The 14652-nt window shown below is 70.5% G+C and carries 16 protein-coding genes and 5 tRNA genes; 9 read left to right on the forward strand and 12 right to left on the reverse strand.

Annotated features, from left to right (window positions below):
• The first annotated feature begins 13 nt into the window (after window positions 1-13).
• Window positions 14-730: an IclR family transcriptional regulator NdgR gene (ndgR, locus tag AB0A97_RS07320; protein ID WP_003984709.1), complete on the forward strand. Its 717-nt coding sequence runs from the start codon at window positions 14-16 to the stop codon at window positions 728-730.
• Between the two features lie 93 nt (window positions 731-823).
• On the opposite strand, the gene AB0A97_RS07325 is transcribed toward ndgR, so the two are convergent.
• Complete coding sequence (locus tag AB0A97_RS07325; protein WP_361145806.1) at window positions 824-1306, reverse strand: DUF4188 domain-containing protein; 483 nt, start codon at window positions 1304-1306, stop codon at window positions 824-826.
• A gap of 83 nt (window positions 1307-1389) precedes the next feature.
• Here AB0A97_RS07325 and AB0A97_RS07330 point away from each other — a divergent pair, with 83 nt between their 5' ends.
• Window positions 1390-2040 (forward strand): MerR family transcriptional regulator, encoded by a 651-nt coding sequence (locus AB0A97_RS07330; protein WP_361145808.1) that lies wholly within the window; start codon window positions 1390-1392, stop codon window positions 2038-2040.
• Window positions 2041-2116: 76 nt separating this feature from the next.
• On the opposite strand, the gene AB0A97_RS07335 is transcribed toward AB0A97_RS07330, so the two are convergent.
• The 8 genes from AB0A97_RS07335 to AB0A97_RS07370 all read right to left on the reverse strand — a co-directional run bounded on the left by AB0A97_RS07335 (window position 2117) and on the right by AB0A97_RS07370 (window position 4675).
• Window positions 2117-2189, reverse strand: a tRNA-Glu gene (locus AB0A97_RS07335).
• Between the two features lie 38 nt (window positions 2190-2227).
• Window positions 2228-2299, reverse strand: a tRNA-Gln gene (locus tag AB0A97_RS07340).
• A gap of 16 nt (window positions 2300-2315) precedes the next feature.
• Window positions 2316-2388: transfer RNA gene (locus AB0A97_RS07345), tRNA-Glu, on the reverse strand.
• A gap of 63 nt (window positions 2389-2451) precedes the next feature.
• Window positions 2452-2524, reverse strand: a tRNA-Glu gene (locus tag AB0A97_RS07350).
• Window positions 2525-2564: 40 nt separating this feature from the next.
• Window positions 2565-2636: transfer RNA gene (locus AB0A97_RS07355), tRNA-Gln, on the reverse strand.
• Between the two features lie 87 nt (window positions 2637-2723).
• Window positions 2724-3464 carry an HAD family hydrolase gene (locus tag AB0A97_RS07360; RefSeq protein ID WP_361145811.1) on the reverse strand — a complete coding sequence of 247 codons (741 nt, stop codon included), beginning with the start codon at window positions 3462-3464 and terminating at the stop codon, window positions 2724-2726.
• Window positions 3465-3630: 166 nt separating this feature from the next.
• Window positions 3631-3756, reverse strand: coding sequence for a hypothetical protein (locus AB0A97_RS07365; RefSeq protein WP_361145814.1), 126 nt, complete (start codon window positions 3754-3756; stop codon window positions 3631-3633).
• Window positions 3757-3835: 79 nt separating this feature from the next.
• Entirely contained in the window at window positions 3836-4675 is an 840-nt protein-coding gene (locus tag AB0A97_RS07370) for a helix-turn-helix transcriptional regulator (RefSeq protein WP_361147321.1), read from the reverse strand.
• 154 nt (window positions 4676-4829) lie between these two features.
• Between AB0A97_RS07370 and AB0A97_RS07375 the strand changes: the two genes are divergently transcribed.
• The 3 genes from AB0A97_RS07375 to AB0A97_RS07385 all read left to right on the forward strand — a co-directional run bounded on the left by AB0A97_RS07375 (window position 4830) and on the right by AB0A97_RS07385 (window position 5841).
• On the forward strand, window positions 4830-5129 hold the full coding sequence (locus AB0A97_RS07375; protein ID WP_361145817.1) for a hypothetical protein: 300 nt from the start codon (window positions 4830-4832) through the stop codon (window positions 5127-5129).
• 143 nt (window positions 5130-5272) lie between these two features.
• A complete protein-coding gene (locus AB0A97_RS07380; protein ID WP_030018350.1) occupies window positions 5273-5605 on the forward strand; it encodes a DUF6247 family protein in 333 nt (110 codons plus the stop codon).
• The gene (locus AB0A97_RS07385; protein ID WP_030018349.1) at window positions 5602-5841 is read left to right on the forward strand and encodes a hypothetical protein; all 240 of its coding nucleotides are present in this window, start codon (window positions 5602-5604) and stop codon (window positions 5839-5841) included. Before AB0A97_RS07380 ends, AB0A97_RS07385 begins: the two co-directional genes overlap by 4 nt.
• A gap of 88 nt (window positions 5842-5929) precedes the next feature.
• On the opposite strand, the gene gltX is transcribed toward AB0A97_RS07385, so the two are convergent.
• The 3 genes from gltX to AB0A97_RS07400 all read right to left on the reverse strand — a co-directional run bounded on the left by gltX (window position 5930) and on the right by AB0A97_RS07400 (window position 8486).
• Window positions 5930-7408 carry a glutamate--tRNA ligase gene (gene gltX / locus AB0A97_RS07390; protein WP_361145820.1) on the reverse strand — a complete coding sequence of 493 codons (1479 nt, stop codon included), beginning with the start codon at window positions 7406-7408 and terminating at the stop codon, window positions 5930-5932.
• Window positions 7401-8162 carry a fumarylacetoacetate hydrolase family protein gene (locus tag AB0A97_RS07395; RefSeq protein ID WP_361145821.1) on the reverse strand — a complete coding sequence of 254 codons (762 nt, stop codon included), beginning with the start codon at window positions 8160-8162 and terminating at the stop codon, window positions 7401-7403. The genes gltX and AB0A97_RS07395 overlap by 8 nt, the downstream gene beginning before the upstream one ends.
• Window positions 8163-8261: 99 nt before the next feature.
• Complete coding sequence (locus AB0A97_RS07400) at window positions 8262-8486, reverse strand: hypothetical protein (RefSeq protein WP_361145824.1); 225 nt, start codon at window positions 8484-8486, stop codon at window positions 8262-8264.
• 625 nt (window positions 8487-9111) lie between these two features.
• Here AB0A97_RS07400 and AB0A97_RS07405 point away from each other — a divergent pair.
• From AB0A97_RS07405 to AB0A97_RS07420, 4 genes are all read left to right on the forward strand, one after another.
• Window positions 9112-12894, forward strand: coding sequence for a nitrate- and nitrite sensing domain-containing protein (locus tag AB0A97_RS07405; RefSeq protein ID WP_361145827.1), 3783 nt, complete (start codon window positions 9112-9114; stop codon window positions 12892-12894).
• A gap of 9 nt (window positions 12895-12903) precedes the next feature.
• Window positions 12904-13317 (forward strand): roadblock/LC7 domain-containing protein, encoded by a 414-nt coding sequence (locus tag AB0A97_RS07410; protein ID WP_030018344.1) that lies wholly within the window; start codon window positions 12904-12906, stop codon window positions 13315-13317.
• A 97-nt stretch (window positions 13318-13414) separates the two neighbouring features.
• The gene (locus AB0A97_RS07415; RefSeq protein WP_030018343.1) at window positions 13415-13825 is read left to right on the forward strand and encodes a DUF742 domain-containing protein; all 411 of its coding nucleotides are present in this window, start codon (window positions 13415-13417) and stop codon (window positions 13823-13825) included.
• Window positions 13806-14405 (forward strand): ATP/GTP-binding protein, encoded by a 600-nt coding sequence (locus tag AB0A97_RS07420; protein WP_358965342.1) that lies wholly within the window; start codon window positions 13806-13808, stop codon window positions 14403-14405. The genes AB0A97_RS07415 and AB0A97_RS07420 overlap by 20 nt, the downstream gene beginning before the upstream one ends.
• Window positions 14406-14652: the final 247 nt, after the last annotated feature.

Consider the following 14652-nt stretch of genomic DNA (forward strand, 5'->3'; position numbering starts at 1 on the left):
CGAGTATCGTTTCATGGACAACTCTAGCGGCGTCGGCGTTCTCGACAAGGCAGCTCTGGTACTGAGCGCTCTGGAGTCCGGTCCGGCCACCCTCGCCGGGCTGGTCACGGCGACCGGGCTCGCACGACCCACGGCACACCGGCTGGCCGTGGCACTGGAACACCACCGGATGGTGGCGAGGGACATGCAGGGCCGGTTCATCCTCGGCCCGCGGCTGTCGGAACTGGCCGCGGCGGCCGGCGAGGACCGCCTGCTGGCCACGGCCGGACCGGTGCTCACGCATCTGCGTGACGTGACGGGCGAGAGCGCGCAGCTCTACCGGCGCCAGGGCGACATGCGGATCTGCGTGGCCGCGGCGGAACGGCTGTCCGGACTGCGGGACACCGTCCCGGTCGGCTCCACGCTCCCCATGAAGGCCGGTTCGGCGGCCCAGATCCTGATGGCCTGGGAGGAGCCGGAGCGCCTGCACCGCGGCCTCCAGGGCGCCCGTTTCACGGCCACCGCGCTGTCCGGCGTACGGCGCCGGGGCTGGGCGCAGTCGATCGGCGAGCGGGAGCCCGGCGTGGCCTCGGTCTCCGCTCCCGTACGCGGCCCGTCGAACCGCGTGGTCGCCGCCGTCTCGGTCTCCGGACCGATCGAGCGGCTGACCCGCCACCCGGGCCGGATGCACGCCCAGGCGGTCATCGACGCGGCGGCCCGGCTCAGCGAGGCGCTGCGCCGCACGGGCTGACCGGCTGCCCCGCCGACCTGCCGACCTGCCGGGACACCGACCGGTCGGGGCGCCCGCCGACGTCCGCCCCAACCGGTCGGCCCGTACTCCGTATTACGCCACGCTCACGGGCGCACTCCGCGCCCCGCGCCGGCCGGGCGCGACGACGCCACGCGCGGCACCGAGCCCGGTCGGCGGCATCGAGCGGTAGAACGTGCTGTACGCGCCCGCCGGCACGACGTACGTCTCGTGCCAGATCCCCACTCCCCCCTCGCCGCTCCGCGCACGACGGTTGAACGCCGTCCACGCGGGGCGGTGCTGCATGTCCCGGTCCGAGGCGTAGGCGTACAGCTTCTCCCGCGACTCCCAGTACTGGATGACGGTGAAGACGCGCGGCCCGCCGTTCAGCATCCGGAAGCCCAGCATCCCCGCGCCCCGTTCGCGCGCCAACTCCTTGAGCATCCGCGGCATGGCGAGCAGCGTCGGCAGCCAACTGCGCACCGACCGGAGCCGGTTGATGCGCATCCCGACCAGGAAGACGACCACCTCCTCGTCGGTGTCCGCCACCGCACTCCCCGGTACGACCTTGTCCCCCATGACGACCCCCTGTCATCTCTTCTTTGGATAGCGTCACTATCCATGCTTGGATAGTGACACTCTCCAAGGAAAGGCGCAAGGGTATGCGACTGGCGGAACTGAGCGAGCGCAGTGGGGTGCCCACCGCCACGATCAAGTACTACTTGCGGGAGCGGCTGCTGCCGCCGGGCGAGCGGATCACCACCACCAAGGCCGAGTACGGCGACACCCATCTGCGCCGGCTGCGCCTGGTCCGCGCGCTGGTCCAGGTCGGGAAGATGCCGGTGGCCGCCGCGCGCGAGGTACTGGCCGCGGTCGAGGACGAGTCGCTGGACCACCACATGCGCCTCGGCGCGGCCGTGTGGGCCCTGCCGCACGACCCCGCCCCCACCGAGGAGACTCCGGAGATCACCGCCGCACGCGGGACGGCGGACGAGCTGCTGCGCCGCCTGGGCTGGCAGTACGGGCTGGAGCTGGGACCGGTCTCCCCCGCGTACGGAATGCTGGTGAACGCGCTGGCCGCGCTCGCCCGGCTCAGCTATCCGCACACCGTCGAGAACGTACTCCCGTACGCCCGGATCGCGGGTGAACTGGCCGCCGCCGACCTGGACTTGGTGGAGGAGTACGAGACGCCCGCCGAGCAGGTGGAGGCCGCGGTGGCGCTGACCGTACTGCTCGAACCGGTACTGCTCAGTCTGCGGCGGCTGGCGGAGGCGGAGGAATCACACCGCCGCTTCAGGGCCGACTCCTCGTGACGCCGGGCCCCGCGGAGAGTGGGGCCCACCACGCGAAGAGGCCCCTCCCCGATCAGGGAAGGGCCTCTTCGTCGCGTACCCCCGACCGGATTCGAACCGGCGCTACCGCCTTGAGAGGGCGGCGTGCTAGGCCGCTACACAACGGGGGCTTGCTCTGCAGAACCGCAGTCTGACCTGCGATTTCGCGCTGGGCTACCAGGACTCGAACCTAGACTAAATGAACCAGAATCACTCGTGCTGCCAATTACACCATAGCCCATGGTGGTATAGACCAGTACCCCCGACCGGATTCGAACCGGCGCTACCGCCTTGAGAGGGCGGCGTGCTAGGCCGCTACACAACGGGGGCCCTAGCGATCCTTGCGTCGTCGCATCCGGGAGCGACCCGAAGGTGACGGTGAGAAAGGATCTGTACCCCCGACCGGATTCGAACCGGCGCTACCGCCTTGAGAGGGCGGCGTGCTAGGCCGCTACACAACGGGGGCCTGGTACTGCATGATCAAGACACCTTCAGAAGGTCTCTTGCTGGGCTACCAGGACTCGAACCTAGACTAACTGAACCAGAATCAGTCGTGCTGCCAATTACACCATAGCCCACCGGAACGCAACCCCCGCCGGGGGTTCAGTTCGGCTTGCGCTTCCCGGTCCGGCCTTTCGGCCCGCCCGGGCGGCGCAGAAAGAACATTACCCGAAGGTGGACGACGCTCCAAAACCGATAAGGCCGCGCACCAGCCCGGGCAGCTCACCGAGCCCGCCGATCCGCGTCACCCCGTCCGGCACGTCCGCCTCCGGTACCTCCCCCTCCGCGCCGGCCCGGTCCACCCACACCGCGCCCAGCCCGGCATCGCGCGCCCCGATGGCGTCCACGTCCAGCTTGTCCCCGACGTAGACGACCCGCTCAGGCGCCAGCCCCAGCGCATCACAGGCCGCCCGGAACGCCTCGGCCGCCGGCTTCGCGTGTCCCACCTCGTCGGCGCAGAGCACCACCTCGAAGTGATCACGAATTCCCAGCGTCCGCAGCTTGCGGTCCTGATTGGCGACGGAGGAGTTCGACAACACGCCCTGCCGGGCCAGCGGCGCCAGGTCCGTGAGCGCCTGGACGGCGTCCGGGAAGAGCGTCCAGGCCGCCTCGTACAGCGCGACATACCGCCCGAACCAGGCGTCCGCCTCGTCATCGCTCAGCACCGCCCCGAGAAAGGCCCGAGCCCGCTCCCTACGGTGCTCCAGGAACCCCACCTCCCCGGCAAGAAAGCGCGCGAAGGCGACCTCCATGCACTCCCGCCACCGCCCGAGCGCACACTCGGCGTCCGCGTACCGCCCGAGCAGCCCCTCGGCCTCGATGTGCCGAAGCGCTCCCGCGCGGTCGGACCCGGTGTAGTCGAAGAGGGTGTCGTCCACGTCCCAGAGGACGGCCTCGATGGTCATGAAACCGACGGTACCCGGGCAGGCCGCACGAGGACGCGATTTTTGCCCTGCGCACGTCAAGGCCACGGCATGCTGCCGGGTCCTGCTGAGGCGCGCTCGCGCGCCGAAGGTGACGTGGGGACCGGCGGCCGGGGTTCGGCCCGCCGGGCCGCCGCGCGCTCAGCGGTTACGTACGGGCGGGTGCGCCGTGCCCTTTGATCGCGGCCAGGAGTGCGGCCAGGCTGTCGTGGTTGGCCGAGAGGATCACCTGCGGGTCATCGCTCTCCCGTAGACGCACGGAGCCGTCAGGCATAGCGGCGATGTATATGCAGTTTGCGCCCTCGTTGCTGTACGAGGACTTCTGCCAGTGGTGCACGTGCATCGTCAGGGCCTCACATGCTCTTCGCGATCTTGTGAATGAGGTCGCGACTCTGGGCGGGATCGAGTGCGCACCGCTGCATACGGTCCAGCACCGCCCGGTAGCGGGCCAACTGGGCCTCCGCGAAGAGAAACTCGCAGCCGTGGTCGTAATCCAGCAGGGCGGTGTCCAACTGCGGTACGGGGCCATACGCGTAGGTGATCGGTTGCCCTGCCGCGGGGAAATCCGCCCGCCCGAACGGGATGACCTGAATTGTCACGTGCTCGTGCTCGCCGACGTCGATCAGGTACCGAAGTTGTGCGCGCACGACGTCCACACCACCGATCCCCATCCGCAGAGCGGCTTCGTGGACGATCGCCGTGTAGGGCACCGGCGCTTCCCCATGCAGGACACCTTGCCGCCTGATGCGGAACGCAGTGCGATGCTCGACCTCGAACGGGCGAAGCGCGGGCACGCTCTGGTCGTATGAAGCACGGACGTGCTCGGCGGTCTGCAAGAGGCCCGGCATGGTCACGAGTACAGCGACCCGCAGAGCCGTGGCTTCGTGTTCGAGCTCAGCGACCTCGACAAGCGCCACGGGAAGGAGTTCGCGGTACTCGTCCCACCAGCCGCGACTGCGGCGCCCCGTCATGTCGCCCAGCGCTTCGGTCAGCCCAGCGTCGTCGCAGGCGTAGGTGTGAGCCATGGCCCGTACCCGGTCCGCACTCACCCCGTACCGCCCGGCCTCGATCATGCTCATGCGGGCCTGCTGGATGCCCACCCTGGCCGCTGCCTCCGTCGAGGTCAGCCCGGCCTGTTCCCGCAGTTTGCGCAGTTCGGCGCCCAGGCGGCGCTGCCGCAATGTCGGCGGCATGGCTGTCGCCAAGGGTCCCCCTCTCGGTGCACGCGTGTGCAAGACGTACCCCACACCAGTGAATTCCCAAGAACTATCAGCTTCTTCGGGATAGAGCTATCACGAAGCGGCTAACGTCGCGTCATCAACTCCTCGCGATGACAGGAGACTTCACATGGCCACCGTATCCCCACCCTCGCCCCTCCCCGAGCCACCCGACGGCTTCGGGCGGGAGGTTCAGGAGCTGGTGGACGCCACCGCGCCCCGCCTCTTCGCCGTCGTCGAGGAGTACGCCGTCGGCGGGTTCCGGGACGCCCGTGTCGCCGCCTGGGGGCTTGCCTACGAGGACGGGCGGGCGGATGTCGCTGCCGTGGGCTCCGGCTTCCGGATGTCGGTGGCGGCGCCGGAGCGGGCGGCCCGGTTCGTGTCGATGCGGCCGGGCAGTCTCGGGAGCGTCGTCTGGCCGGGGGCATGAGGGCCCGGCCGAACGGACCGATCCGACCATCGCCGGACACCATCCGTCCGTCGGGGCACGGAAGCCCGGATCTCCTGGATGCGTGCCCCACCGCCGCCTACCGTGGGTCCCGCCCTGCCTACTCGTACCGGAGGTCGCCGGCCATGGACAGAGAGATCGAAGTGGATCGGGACGCCTGCGAGCGGACTCCGGACGCGATCCGTACGGCGTTGCAGCGGCGCCCGGACTGGCTCCAGTACTTCGAGCAGGACTGGCTCAGCGCGGCGGCGGAGTTCGACCGGGCGGAGCTGGACCGGGTGGTCGACAAGTGGTTCCCCTTCGCCTGTGCGTGCGCGACGCCCGGCTACCTGGATCAGGTGGAGCAGATGGCCAAGCGCCTGGCGGAGGGGGACACGGAAGGCATGGTCTTCCGGGACGCCGAGGGCAACGCGTACGACGCCGAGAACAATCCGATCGACGTCGGCAGGTGTCCATGACCGCCTACGTCATCAGGTACGCGGACCGCGCCGCACGGTGCAAGGCGGCCCTGGGCGCCGCGCAGCGGGCCTCCCTGGAGGAGCTGGAGAAAAGGCTCAGCCTGAACCCGTTCGGCGCGCCTGCCAAGAGCCATCGGGACAACAGTTGGTCGGCCACCTTCGAAGGCGGCTTCATCCAGTACGTGGTGTCCAATACGCACGTCGTGATCAACGTCATCGACCTCGTGGCCGCGTGACCCGGCCCCGCCACACACGCCATGCCGAAGGGGCGGCCACCGACACCCGGTGGCCGCCCCTTCGGCGTACGACGTGAAAGCCGCGCGGTTACGCGCCCAGCTTCGCCAGTGCCGCGTCGATGCGGGACAGGGTGCGGTCCTTGCCCAGGATCTCCAGGGACTCGAAGAGCGGGAGGCCGACCGTGCGGCCCGTGACGGCCACGCGGACCGGGGCCTGGGCCTTGCCGAGCTTGAGGCCGTGGGCCTCGCCGGCGGCCAGGACGGCTTCCTTGAGGGAGTCGGGGCTGGACCAGTCGGCGCCGGTCAGCTTCTCGCGGGCGGTGGTGAGCAGGGCCACCGGGTCGCCCTTCATCGCCTTGGTCCAGGACGCCTCGTCCTCGACCGGCTCCTTGCGGAAGAGGAAATCGACGTTGGCGGTGATGTCGGAGAGGACCGTCAGGCGGGTCTGCGCGTGCGGGGCGATGGCCTGCCAGGCCGCCTCGTCGAAGTCGGCCGGGTCCCAGTTGGCGTGCGGGGCCTGGAGCCAGGGGCGGCAGGCTTCGGCGAAGGCCTTCGGGTCCAGGCGGCGGATGTGGTCGGCGTTGATCGCCTCGGCCTTCTTCAGGTCGAAGCGGGCCGGGTTGGCGTTGACGTCGGCGATGTCGAAGGCCGCGACCATCTCGTCGATGGAGAAGACGTCCTGGTCGGCGGAGAAGGACCAGCCGAGGAGGGAGAGGTAGTTGAGGAGGCCCTCGGGGAGGAAGCCGCGCTCGCGGTACAGGTTCAGGGACGCCTGCGGGTCGCGCTTGGAGAGCTTCTTGTTGCCCTCGCCCATGACGTACGGGAGGTGGCCGAAGGCGGGGACCGTCTTGGCGACGCCCAGTTCGATCAGGGCCTTGTAGAGGGCCACCTGGCGCGGGGTGGAGGAGAGCAGGTCCTCGCCGCGCAGGACGTGGGTGATCTCCATCAGGGCGTCGTCGACCGGGTTGACGAGCGTGTAGAGGGGGGCGCCGTTGGCGCGGAGGATGCCGTAGTCCGGGACGTTCTCCGGGGTGAAGGTCAGCTCGCCGCGGACCAGGTCCGTGAAGGTGATCGGCTCGTCCGGCATCCGGAAGCGGACGATCGGCTCGCGGCCCTCGGCCTCGTACGCGGTGATCTCGTCGGCCGTCAGGACGCGGCACTTGCCGTCGTAGCCGGACGGCTTGCCGGCGGCGCGGGCGGCCTCGCGGCGGGCGTCCAGCTCGGCGGTGGAGCAGTAGCACTTGTACGCGTGGCCGGCGTCCAGCAGCTTCTGCGCGATCTCCTGGTAGAGGTCCATGCGCTGCGACTGCCGGTACGGCTCGTGGGGGCCGCCGATCTCGGGGCCCTCGTCCCAGTCCAGGCCCAGCCAGCGCATCGAGTCGAGCAGCTGGTTGTAGGACTCCTCGGAGTCGCGGGCCGCGTCGGTGTCCTCGATGCGGAAGACCATGGTGCCCTGGGTGTGCCGGGCGTAGGCCCAGTTGAACAGGGCGGTGCGGACCAGGCCCACGTGGGGGTTGCCGGTCGGGGAGGGACAGAAACGGACGCGGACGGGGGTCGCGTTAGCCACGCTTGATCACCTTGTTGGTGAGAGTGCCGATGCCTTCGATGTGGACGGCGACCTCGTCGCCGTCCTGGAGGGGGCCGACCCCGGCCGGGGTGCCCGTGAGGACGACGTCGCCGGGAAGCAGCGTCATCGCCTCGGTGATGTGCACGATCAGGTCCTCGACGGAACGGACCATTTCGCTGGTGCGGCCGAGCTGGCGCTGCTCACCGTTGACGGTGCACATGATCGTCAGGTCGCCGGGGTCCAGCTCGGTCTCGACCCAGGGGCCGAGCGGGCAGGAGGTGTCGAAGCCCTTGGCCCGCGCCCACTGCGCCTCGCGCTTCTGCACGTCACGGGCGGTGATGTCGTTGGCGCAGGTGTAGCCGAGGACGACGTCCTTGACCCGCTCGCGGGGGACCTCGCGGCACATGCGGCCGATGACGACGGCGAGCTCCGCCTCGTGGTGCACCTCCTGGGAGAAGGAGGGGTACACGATGGGGTCGCCGGGGCCGACCACCGAGGTGGAGGGCTTGAAGAAGGTGACCGGCACGTCCGGGACCTCGTTGCCCAGTTCGCGCGCGTGTTCGGCGTAGTTGCGGCCGACCGCGACGACCTTGTTGGGCAGGACCGGGGGCAGCAGGCGGACCTTGTCGAGGGGGACCTTGTGACCCGAGCGCTCGAATTCCGCGAAGGGATGTCCCTTGATGACGTCGATGTCGTCGCCGTCGAGGACGCCGAAGCCGACGTTGCCGTCGATGGAGAATCTGGCGATGCGCACGGGTTGCCGCTGCCCCTCATAGATCACTGGCCGGAGTTGACACTCCAGGCTATCGCGGGGGGCGCGGCGGGCCCGCCTGCCCTGGCGTTCGCCCTGGTGTCAGACGGCCGTGTCCGGCGCGGCGGCGGCCTGCGCGGGGACGGTCTGCGGCGCGGGGGCGTCCATGAGGACGGTGCGGCGGGGGTTGGCGGTCTGGGTGGGCAGCTCGACGGCGTGCTCCGGGGCCTCGGCCGCGGCGCTCTGGAGGTCGTCGGCGTCCTTGAGGTGGGCGAGGGTGGTGCGCCGCGGATTGGCTATGTTGCGGAACATCATCGTGGTCTTCACTGCTTCATGCCTCGCGTGGGAACTCGGGAAACAAGGCCGCGGTCCGCTCGCGCGGGATTGCGGCCTTGTCGTTTCGGGCAACTGTGTAAAGCGTCAGGCTATGCGCGCTATTCCCCGCGCGACTCCGGGAAAGTCGACCCGGCACCTGTGAGTTTGCTCACGAACTGTGTGACAAATGCCGCATTTCTCATGATCAACATCCACGGGCGAAACGGACATTGCAGGATTGAAGCCCATGTTCCGCTCCCGATCACCGCACCTGGGACAGGAGGTACCCGCGAGCGACTCGCGGGCATTAGTCCGTTATCGACGGCGCCACTCTCTACGTATTGTGACGAGTTCCGTACATTGCGTCACGCATGTCACAGGGGACGGCACCGCCCTTGTTGGAGATCCGGCACTGTGCTGGAATTCCACGGACCGCCGCAGGTTTCAGCCGGACGGCGCGCAGAGGGCGCAGGCAGAGGGCGCAGCGAAGCGCCGCGCGGTGGTGCCGCTCTCTCGGCCAGAGAGGGCAGCTCGCCGGTCACTCACGACCGCCACACGGGGGCCCCGGTCCCCTACGACTCGACAACCGTCCCGCCGTTCACGCGGAGGGACGCCTGGTCCAGAGGTTGCGACGCTAGTGCAGGGACGTTTCAAGAGGGACGGGTCTCCCCAGGCCCGCCAGGGCCAAGGGGAAGCTGCGGCGGACCCGGAGCTGCGCGGCGGAAGCGACCGCGCCGCCTCGCCCCAGCATGGCCAGGGCCCCGGCCCGGCGGCCGGGGGTGACTCCGCCGACGGCGCCTCGCCCAAGCCGTCGAAGGGCGCCAAGGAGCCGAGCGGCCCCGGCGCGCGAATAGCCATGCGCAACTGGCGCATCAGCACCCGCCTGGTCTCCCTGCTCGCACTCCCCGTCATCGCCGCGACCACGCTGGGCGGCATGCGCATCAACACGTCGCTGGAGAACATCGACCAGCTCGACAAGATGCAGTTGCTCACCGAGATGACGCGGCAGGCCACCGAGCTGGCCGACGCCCTCCAGACGGAGCGGGACAAGTCGGCGGGTCCGATCGCCGGCACCGGCAACGTCAAGGACGACGCCAGCGTCGTCGCCCCGCGTGAGGCGACCGACCGGGCCAAGCAGGCGTTCAACAAGGCCACCGGTGACGTCCAGCGCGACGACCCGACGATGGCCGGCGTGCAGGCGACCCTGCTGGACATCGGGCGTCAGCTCAACACCCTCAACGAGATCCGCAACAACGCGTACAAGGACGGCGACAACGCCGCCCGTACCGTCAGCAGCTACAACCAGCTCATCACCTCGCTGCTCGCGCTGTCCCAGGACATGGCCCAGGCGACCAGCAACCCGGAGATGATCCGCAGCACCCGTGCGCTGGCGGCGTTCTCCTCCGCCAAGGAATACGCGTCGATGCAGCGCGCGCTGGTCAGTGCCGGCCTCGCGCACAAGGGCAGCCCGCAGCTCTCCTCCAACGACCGGCTGGCCGGCCGTACCGCCGAGGACAACGAGAAGGCGGCCCGTGACCGCTTCTCGCAGATCTACACCGGCGCCACCGACCTGACCAAGGGTCTGGACGGCAACAACGACGACATCAAGGCGGCTGTCGCCTTCGCCCACCGGGCCTTCGCCAGCGACGGCGGCATCCACAGCGAGGACTACAAGTACCTCGACTGGTACGACACGGACACCGTCAAGATCGACGAGATGGGCCGTATCGAGAGCTCGCTGCTCTCCCAGATGGAGCAGAAGTCCCGCGAGCTGCGCAACGAGGCGACGCAGGAGGCGATCCTCAGCGGTGCGCTGATCCTGCTGGTCCTCGGCATCTCGCTGGTCGGCGCGTTCGTCGTGTCCCGGTCCATGGTGCGTTCGCTGCGCCGTCTGCAGGACACCGCGCAGAAGGTCTCCCAGGAGCGCCTGCCCGAGCTGGTCAAGCAGCTTTCCGAGGCGGACCCGCAGGACGTGGACACCTCCGTGGAGTCCGTCGGCGTGCACAGCCGGGACGAGATCGGCAAGGTGGCCGCGGCCTTCGACGACGTGCACCGCGAAGCCGTCCGTCTGGCGTCCGAGCAGGCGCTGCTGCGGGGCAACGTCAACGCGATGTTCACCAACCTCTCGCGCCGCAGCCAGGGCCTCATCCAGCGCCAGCTCTCGCTCATCTCCGAACTGGAGTCCCGCGAGGCCGACCCGGACCAGCTCTCCTCGCTGTTCAAGCTGGACCACCTCGCGACCCGTATGCGCCGTAACGGTGAGAACCTCCTCGTCCTCGCGGGCGAGGAGCCGGGCCGCCGCTGGACGCGCCCGGTCCCGCTGGTCGACGTGCTGCGCGCCGCCGCGTCCGAGGTGGAGCAGTACGAGCGCATCGAGCTGAGCGCCGTACCGCAGACCGAGGTCGCGGGCCGGGTCGTCAACGACCTCGTGCACCTGCTCGCCGAGCTGCTGGAGAACGCCACCTCGTTCTCCTCCCCGCAGACCAAGGTCAAGGTCACCGGTCACGCGCTGCCCGACGGCCGGGTGCTGGTCGAGATCCACGACACCGGTATCGGCCTGTCCCCCGAGGACCTGTCCGCGATCAACGAGCGGCTGGCCAGCCCGCCGACGGTGGACGTCTCGGTCTCCCGCCGCATGGGTCTGTTCGTGGTCGGCCGCCTGTCGCTGCGGCACGGCATCCGCATCCAGCTCCGGCCGTCCGACTCGGGCGGTACGACGGCGCTGGTCATGCTGCCGGTCGATGTCGCCCAGGGCGGCAAGAAGCCCCAGCCGGGCGGCAAGGGCGGGCCGGGTGCCGGTTCCGTCGAGGGCGCCCCCGCGCCCCACACCCCGAACGCCTCCGCCAACCGCCTCGCCGGTCTCCAGCCGCGCGGCCAGGTCGGCGCGGGCGGCGCGCGTCCGGCGCTGCCGGGCCGCGGCGGTCCGGGTGGCCAGGGCGGGCCGGGTGCCGGTGCGTTCGGCGCGCCGGCCGGCCGTACGGGCAACGCGCCCGCCGGACCCTCGAAGAGCACCCCGAACACCGGTCAGCTGAGCGACGGACGTCCGGCGCTGCCGACCCGTGGCACGCCGGCCGGTGCGAACACGGGCGCGGGTGCCGGTGCCGGTGACACTTCGCAGATGCCGACGGTCGCTCCCCCGACGGGTGCGCCCCACCGTGACGAGCGCCCGGAGCTTCCGCAGCGCGGCCCGGCCGGCGAGCTGACCGGCGGCGCGGACGCCACCGGCGGTCCGTCGCAGCCGAACACCACGAGCTGGGGTGCCCGCCGTGAGCGCGGCGCCTCGGACGACTGGCCGATGACGCCCCGCCAGGAGCAGGACCGGCCGCGCGGCCACGAGGAGCCGGAGACCACCGGCGGCTTCCCCCGCCCGGCGGCCGGCGGTCCCGGCGACACGGCGGAGTTCGCCCGTCCCGACTTCGACGCCCCGCCGCCCGGCGACCTGACCGGACGCGGCCCCGGTGACACGGGGGAATTCGCCCGTACCGACGCCTTCGGTTCCGGCGCGCCGCAGCGTGACGACCAGGCGACCGGTCAGTACGAACTGCCTGCCGACCTGCGCGGCGAGTCGCCGCAGGGCCCCGGCGACACCGGGCAGTTCGCCCGCCCGGACGACGGGCGCGGCTTCGGCGAGACCGCGTACGGGAACAACGGTTATGACGCGGCCGCGGGCAACGCCTTCGCGGGCGGCAGTGCCTTCGGCGGCGGCGCGCAGCAGCAGGACGCCAACACCACCGGCGAGTTCGCCCTCCCCGCCGACCTGCAGAACGGGTCGCAGCAGGGCACCGGCGAGTTCGCGGTGCCGCCACAGGAGCGGCAGCGCCAGGACGGCGGCTCCGGTGACCTGCTCGGCGGCGGTTCGCCCGCCGGTCCCGGGGACGGCCGTACGCCGATCTTCGACACCATCGAGTCGAACTGGTTCAACCACCCGGCGTCCGGTGCGGCCTCGGTGCCGCAGCAGGCCGCCGACGAACCCTCGGTCCCGTCGGCGGAGCACTCCGAGGCGCCGCCGCTGCCGCGCCGCGAGCCCGGTGCCGCCGCCGGCGGCGCGTCCGCCGGTACGTCCGGCTCGCTCTTCGACGGTGCCGCCGCCGACAGCCGTACCCAGGGTGAGCAGGGCCAGTGGCGTGCCTCGCCCAACGACGAGCGCTGGCGGCAGGCGGAGCAGATCCGCCAGCCCGCCGCGGGCGGCGTCACCACCTCCGGGCTGCCCCGCCGGGTGCCGCGCGCCAACCTGGTCGCCGGCACCGCGCAGCAGCAGTCCCACCAGACCGGTCCGCAGGTCTCGCGTGCGCCCGACGACGTGCGCGGCCGTCTGACCAATCTTCGTCGGGGTATCCAGCAAGGCCGTTACCGGGCCGAGGAGAACGCCTCCACCGGCAACCACGGCATTGTCGACCCCACTCACCAGCAGGAGCGTTAGTTGAGTCCGATGAGCCAGGCGGCGCAGAATCTGAACTGGTTGATCACCAACTTCGTGGACAACACCCCCGGTGTGTCCCACACGGTGGTGGTTTCCGCGGACGGACTGCTCCTCGCCATGTCCGACGGCTTTCCCCGCGACCGCGCCGACCAGTTGGCGGCGGTGGCCTCGGGGCTGACCTCGCTGACCTCCGGTGCGTCCCGCATCTTCGAGGGCGGCGTGGTCAATCAGACCGTGGTGGAGATGGAGCGCGGCTTCCTCTTCATCATGTCCGTCTCCGACGGATCGTCGCTGGCCGTACTGGCGCACCCCGAGTGCGACATCGGCCTCGTCGGTTACGAGATGGCCCTGCTGGTCGACCGCGCGGGCACCGTGCTGACGCCCGACCTGCGCGCCGAACTCCAGGGCAGCCTGCTGCACTGAGTCCCGCCGAACGTCACGACCCGACCCACCGACCACCGTGCCGCACCCCCCACCGGCCCAACCCGACGACAGTCAGTTGTCCCGTCCGGAGGACCCCATGACCCCGCCACCTGCCTCGCCCGGCCCGTACGGCGCCTACAGCCAAGCGCCGTACGGGGGCGAAGGTGACCAGCCGCTGGTCCGCCCGTACGCCATGACCGGGGGACGGACCCGGCCGCGCTACCAGCTCGCCATCGAGGCACTGGTCAGCACGACCGCCGACCCGTCCCAGCTGCCCGGCCTGCTGCCGGAGCACCAGCGCATCTGTCATCTGACCCGCGAGGTGAAGTCGGTCGCCGAGATCTCGGCGCTGCTGCACATTCCGCTGGGGGTGGCCCGGATTCTGGTCGCGGACCTGGCGGAGGCCGGCATGGTGGCGATCCACCAGCCGGGCGGCAGTGGCGAGGCCGGCGGTACGCCCGACGTGACGCTGCTGGAAAGGGTGCTCAGTGGACTTCGCAAGCTCTGACGGCGCCGCGGCGGCCGCCGGTCAGGGCGGCAGATCCACCACCTCGGCGAAGATCGTGGTGGCGGGCGGCTTCGGCGTGGGCAAGACCACGTTCGTCGGGGCCGTCTCGGAGATCAACCCGCTGCGTACGGAGGCCGTGATGACCTCCGCCTCGGCGGGGATCGACGACCTGAGCCACGTCCAGGACAAGACCACCACCACGGTGGCGATGGACTTCGGCCGTATCACCCTGGACCAGGACCTGATCCTGTACCTGTTCGGTACGCCGGGTCAGGACCGTTTCTGGTTCATGTGGGACGACCTGGTCCGCGGCGCCATCGGCGCGGTCGTCCTGGTCGACACCCGCCGGCTCGCCGACTGCTTCGCGGCGGTCGACTACTTCGAGAACAGCGGCCTGCCCTTCGTCATCGCCCTCAACGGCTTCGACGGACACCAGCCGTACACGCCGGACGAGGTCCGCGAGGCCCTCCAGATCGGCCCCGACGCACCGATCATCACCACCGACGCCCGCCACCGCAGCGAGGCCAAGAGCGCCCTCATCACCCTGGTCGAGCACGCTCTCATGGCCCGCCTGAAGTGACGCCGGCAAGTCGCCCCGCCCGAAAGTAAGTTGCCTCGGGCAATGAGAGCCTTTCCGGTGCCGCGCGGCGCCGGAAAGGTGCGCGCCGCACGGTGGTTCCCGTGCGGCGCCGGTGGATCTGTGTCCTTGGCCACGCCGCCGACCGCGTTCATAACGTTTCGACAGAGAATTCATCCGCCGCCGACACCCGGCGCGCACACGCGGCTCCGCTGCGCTCACATTTCTCCCGCCTTTTGGCGCCCCTCGC

Source organism: Streptomyces sp. NPDC045470 (assembly GCF_040646595.1).
GTDB lineage: Bacteria > Actinomycetota > Actinomycetes > Streptomycetales > Streptomycetaceae > Streptomyces.